We start from the raw sequence: 5,188 nt of genomic DNA on the forward strand, positions 1-5,188 counted from the left end.
TGTGATATTAAATAATTTAACAATTTTTACACCATTTTTAAACAACCTCTTAATTTTTAATTTTTAATTTTTAATTTTTAATTTAATATGGAACCCTATAAGCCGAAAGTTTTAATTGTGGATGATAATCCGATGAATGTACAGGTTCTGACAGATTCTTTAGATGGTTTACCTTACGAAGTTTTAGTTGCTATGAATGGTGAACGAGCAATCAAAATAGCCGAAAGGATGTCTCCTGATGTGGTTCTTTTAGACGTTAATTTACCCGGAATGAATGGTTATGAGGTTTGTAAAACGCTAAAATCCAATGAATTAACAAGAAATCTGCCTGTTTTATTCTTATCTGCACTAAATGATTCAGAAAGCAAAGTACACGGTTTTTCGGTAGGTGGAGTAGATTTTATATCTAAACCATTTAATAAAGATGAAGTTATTGCAAGGTTAGATACACATCTAAAAATAGCCCGTTTAACCCATGAACTACAAGAAAAAAATAAGCACTTAGAAGAAGCCCGTCATAAATTACAAGAGTCTAACCAGATGTTATTAGATAGCATTATTTATTCCAAGCGGATACAAAATGCTATTTTTAAAACAGAAACCGAATTAGCTTCTTTTTTCCCGCAATCTTTTATTTTATTTCGGCCTCAACATCATGTAAGTGGTGATTTTTATTGGTTTCATGAACGAAGAAATAAATTATTTCTCGTAGTAGGAGACTGTACCGGGCACGGCGTTCCGGGTGCTATGCTGAGTATTTTAGCAATGCAATTATTTATCAGAGTTGTAGAAGAACGAGGAATCATGGAACCCGCTGAAGCTCTAAATGAAGTGGACTTTGAACTCAAAAAGGTTTTAAAGCAAGATTATCATTCGTCATCTGCCACCATTCATGACGGAATGGATGTTATTGCTGTTTGTATGGACTTAAATCATAAAAACTTAAAATATGCCTCCGCTAACCGCCCCCTAATTAAGATTTCAAAGGGAGAATTTACAAAATTATCAGGCGAAAAATACCCATTAGGAGGCGACCAATTTCAACATAAAAACTTTATTAGCAGACCAGTAGAAATAGAAACAGGAGATATGTTTTATATGAATTCTGATGGATATGCAGACCAATTTGGCGGCCCTCTAAACCAAAAATTTAAGTCCCGAAAATTTTATGATTTACTAATTCAAATCTCCTCCAATCCAGAAAAAGAGCAAAAAGAACATCTATTTCAAGCATTTGACCAATGGAAAAACACAAGAGAGCAAACCGATGATGTTTTGGTTTTGGGCTTTAGAATATAAAAAAAACAACGCATGGCCTTTCTTAATACACCATCAAAAACTGCTGTTAGCGAAATGTTAATGCTATTTTTCTGCCTTAAATCTATGCCATTTTTGCCACCCATAAGCAATTACGTAACGAAACATGGCTTGGATTGTTGTGAATGGATGTAAGAGTAAGTTTTTTCTAAAAAGTGCCATACTTTTAGGATAATACCGAAAATAGCGGTGTTGATACACCCAGGCAAGTGCAATTTCTACTTCCGGTGATAAATAGCAATCTGATTTCTTTTTGGTTTTTCCGTTCGCAATAATATCCAGCATCTGAAGGCATCTTTTTTCATAGGTATGTGCTGTATGAACGGCGTGAAAACCTTCTAAGGCGATTTCTTCCCGAGCAACTCTATCAATAAGGTAATGTTTGATGGTGTTTTCAAGCGTGTGTTTGCTATAGGTAACCAATTGTTTATTGGGGATAAATAAGTTGGGAAGGCCGGCTTGTGTTTCCGGCGTTATCAGGAGAGCACCGCAAGCCATAACCTCGAAAATACGTGCATTTAAGTCTTCATAAGTAATTGAATTTAAGCCAATTTTACTTTGGCTGTAAATCTGACCGAGTTCAACAGGGCTTTTTCCCGAAAATAAATGAACCGGCGTTTGAGCAGATAATTTACGAAAAAAACGCTGCCGCTTCGGGCTGATATTCCCAACAAAACTAACGTCATAAACCCTATCCAGATAATAATCGTTGTGGAAATCCGGGTCAGCAGCTAAGGGTAGCCAATGAACCGGCATCCCAGCATAACGCGAAACCGGATACACATAATCTAACTGGGCTAAAAATACATAATCAAACAGTTTTGTATATTCTTTATGCCAGCGAAAATGCAAGTGTGTATCTATTCCCCACCAAGCTATTGGTATTTCTAAGCCCTGAATATCTGTAACCAATAGCAGCGGAAATTGATTGGTTTCTACCACAATGACGGCATCAAAGCTACCGCCCATTTCCGTCAGAATTTGTTTTACAGGAGCTAATATCGGGCAGAGAATGATATTTTCTTCATTGTTTGGTAATACATCAGGGGAAAAAGCGACCACTTCTTCTACAATGGAACGAAGTGCCCGTAATGCAAAATAGGATACGGAACCAAATTTATAGTTTGCAAAAAATGCGATACGTCGCATTTAATACAAAGATTTATCAATGATAAACTGCAAGGAAAATAAGTGTGAAAATAGGTTTTGCTTAAAGTCGCCGATGTTGGCTAAGGCATAGTCTATTCGTACGCCTTTAAACTGCAGCCCTGCTCCTAAGGTTGGAAATAAGTTTAGTCGTTTTTTGCCGTCTATATCCGGTACTCGCTGGAAGTTCATAGCACCGGCACGCAGAAAAACCAAATTCTTGTAGGTAGTTTCTAAGCCTATTTTGGGGTCTATGGTAGCTGCACCTAAACTGATTATACTGTTTCTTTTTCCATCAAAGTACCAATCTAAATCTGCGGCAGCAGTTAAGTTGATTTTTTTTTCGGGAAAAAAAGAGTAGGCTGCGCCCATTCTGGCAGAGGGCAAAGTGAGTTCTATGGAATTTTGTGGGATAGCATTACCGGTAACTCTAAAAGCCTCTTCAAAGGTTTCTGTATTAAATGACCATGCATTAAAGGTTGTCGTTACATCATTAAGGACAAGGCCGAGTTTTAATTTTTCTCGCTGATAATGAAGGGCTAAGTCTATACCGAACCCCCATGCGGTTGCAAATTTGCCGGTAATTCTGTTGATTATTTTTACGTTTCCGCCTACCGATAATCCTTCTAAAAATTCGAGGTCTTGGGCATAGGACACTAAGAGAGCCATATCGGCTACGGAAAATGACGTTATCCGGTCATAATTAAAGCTATTGCCATCTCGGAGGTTTAGGGTGTTTGGGATGTCATCAATTCCTATTCTGATGAAGCTGGCGGCGAAGTGTCTATTTCCTTGAATTCGGGTTGCAAATGCGCCGTAGTCATATTTTGCTATTCCGGCAAAGTATTCGGAGTGCATCAGCGCTACTTGGGGAGCTTTGGTACTGTGCATCAGCGCGGCAGGATTCCAGTATCCGGCTGTTGCATCCTTAGCAAACGCTACCTGAGCATTCCCCATGCCTGCTGCCGCTGCCCCTACGCCAATTTTCAAAAAATCATTACTATACTTGGGTGCCGTAGTTTGCCCGAATATTGAACCAAAACAGGCAAAACAAACCAGCAACCCTACCCAAAACTTCATACGTAACCCTCTCAAAAACGCAAATGTACCGAATTTTATATCTAAATATCGGAAAACTGTAAAATAATTTAGGCAATTGCAAAAATATAGCCCACTATAAAATAGTGGGCTATAAAAAATCAAACTACTTGATAATTCGTAATATCAATTCAGTATTGATTGATGTTATTAATCGCTGATTTTAGTAGTCAAAATCATGTTGAAATGATCCTGCTTTGGATAGTTTTTTCTTTTTCAGGGTATTTTTTTGTTGGTTACGCTTATCTGTTATTCTGGAGACTACTGCGTGCCTGTCTATTTTGAAAAACGATACTACTCCTTTGAGCATTTCTGCTTGGCTTGATAGTTCTTCGCTGTTGGTGCTCATTTCTTCGGCAGCTACCGAGTTTTGTTGCACTACCAAAGATAGCTGTTCTATTGCCTTTAGTATCTGTGTAGAGCCCAAGCTTTGCTGGTTGCTGGCTGCCGTTATTTCCTGTACCAATAAGGCTGTTTTTTGGACGTTCGGGATAATTGCCTGCATGAGTCGCCCGGTTTCTTCGGCTACTTCTAAGCTGGTCTTAGATAGTTCGTTAATATCTTTGGCTGAGCGTTGGCTTATTTCTGCCAGTTTGCGTACTTCGGCTGCTACTACGGCAAATCCTTTGCCGTGCTCGCCTGCCCGAGCTGCTTCTATCGCCGCATTGATAGCCAAAATATCCGTCTTCTCTGCTATGTCGTTGATAATGCTGATCTTCGATACAATATCCCGTATCGCTACGATGCTGTTTTCGGTAGAGGAGCTTACGCTAACGATGCCTTGTGCTGTCTCCTTAGCGATATGTTCTGTCTCCCGTGCATTATCGCTATTGCGCTGAATAGCTGTGGTGATTTCCTCTATTGAACCCGTTATTTCTTCTGTAGCCGTAGCCTGTTCCGTAGCTCCTTGGGCTATCTCTAAGGACGTGCTGCTAATCTCCTGGCTACCCGTAGTTACATATTCCGCAGCATCATAAATCTGAACCGCTATCTCGTTGAGTTTCTGAGCCATATCGTTCAAGGATATTAATAGTTCATCGGCTTCTGAACGGGGGCGTATGTTGATAACGACTTCGCCTTGTGCTATCCGCTTCGTGTTTTCTAATACCGAAATGTTGGCGTTGATAATCTGGTTCATAGCTTCGGCTGTCTCTAACCATATTCCGGCATAGCCGGCAGTGGCCATCTTCTGGTTTAGATCGCCTACTGAAAGCCGTTGTAATATTGTCAAGATCTCCCGCAAAGGCTTCATCGTAGCACGGGCAGCCGCATTTAAGCCCACAACAATGTCCCGATAAGCTCCCTCAAATTCCTTCTCATTGGCATTAAACTCATCTACTTTACCTACTTGCGTCTTGTCTATGTATAAACTTACCGAATCTACAATCCCCTCCACTTTCTTCCGAATCGTGAAAAACGAATCTATAACCTCCCCTATCTCGTCTTTCTCATTGGATTTCAAATCATCTATATTCAAATTTCCGGAAGCAATTCGGCTGGATATGGTCATAGCCCGCCTTACATTACTGTTTATACTCGTGATAATCTGGTAGGATAACGTACCCAAAACACCCCCAGAAAGGAGTATCAAAATGATATAGATAACTAAAGCATCTTGGTAGTTTTT

At 39.6% G+C, this 5,188-nt stretch carries 4 protein-coding genes; 1 reads left to right on the top strand and 3 read right to left on the bottom strand.

The window, feature by feature from the left end; all coding sequences use genetic code 11:
• Window positions 1-87: 87 nt before the first annotated feature.
• Window positions 88-1,299 carry a response regulator gene (locus tag LC115_07595; GenBank protein ID MCZ2356534.1) on the top strand — a complete coding sequence of 404 codons (1,212 nt, stop codon included), beginning with the start codon at window positions 88-90 and terminating at the stop codon, window positions 1,297-1,299.
• A gap of 63 nt (window positions 1,300-1,362) precedes the next feature.
• On the opposite strand, the gene LC115_07600 is transcribed toward LC115_07595, so the two are convergent.
• The 3 genes from LC115_07600 to LC115_07610 form a co-directional block, all read right to left on the bottom strand.
• On the bottom strand, window positions 1,363-2,466 hold the full coding sequence (locus LC115_07600) for a glycosyltransferase (protein ID MCZ2356535.1): 1,104 nt from the start codon (window positions 2,464-2,466) through the stop codon (window positions 1,363-1,365).
• Window positions 2,467-3,543, bottom strand: a complete 1,077-nt coding sequence (locus LC115_07605) for a PorV/PorQ family protein (protein ID MCZ2356536.1) — start codon at window positions 3,541-3,543, stop codon at window positions 2,467-2,469.
• Window positions 3,544-3,724: 181 nt separating this feature from the next.
• Window positions 3,725-5,188, bottom strand: a 1,464-nt coding sequence (locus LC115_07610) for a methyl-accepting chemotaxis protein (GenBank protein MCZ2356537.1), incomplete at its 5' end; no start/stop codon positions are given.

The organism is Bacteroidia bacterium, from assembly GCA_026932145.1.
In the GTDB taxonomy this organism is placed as follows: Bacteria; Bacteroidota; Bacteroidia; order J057; family JAIXKT01; genus JAIXKT01.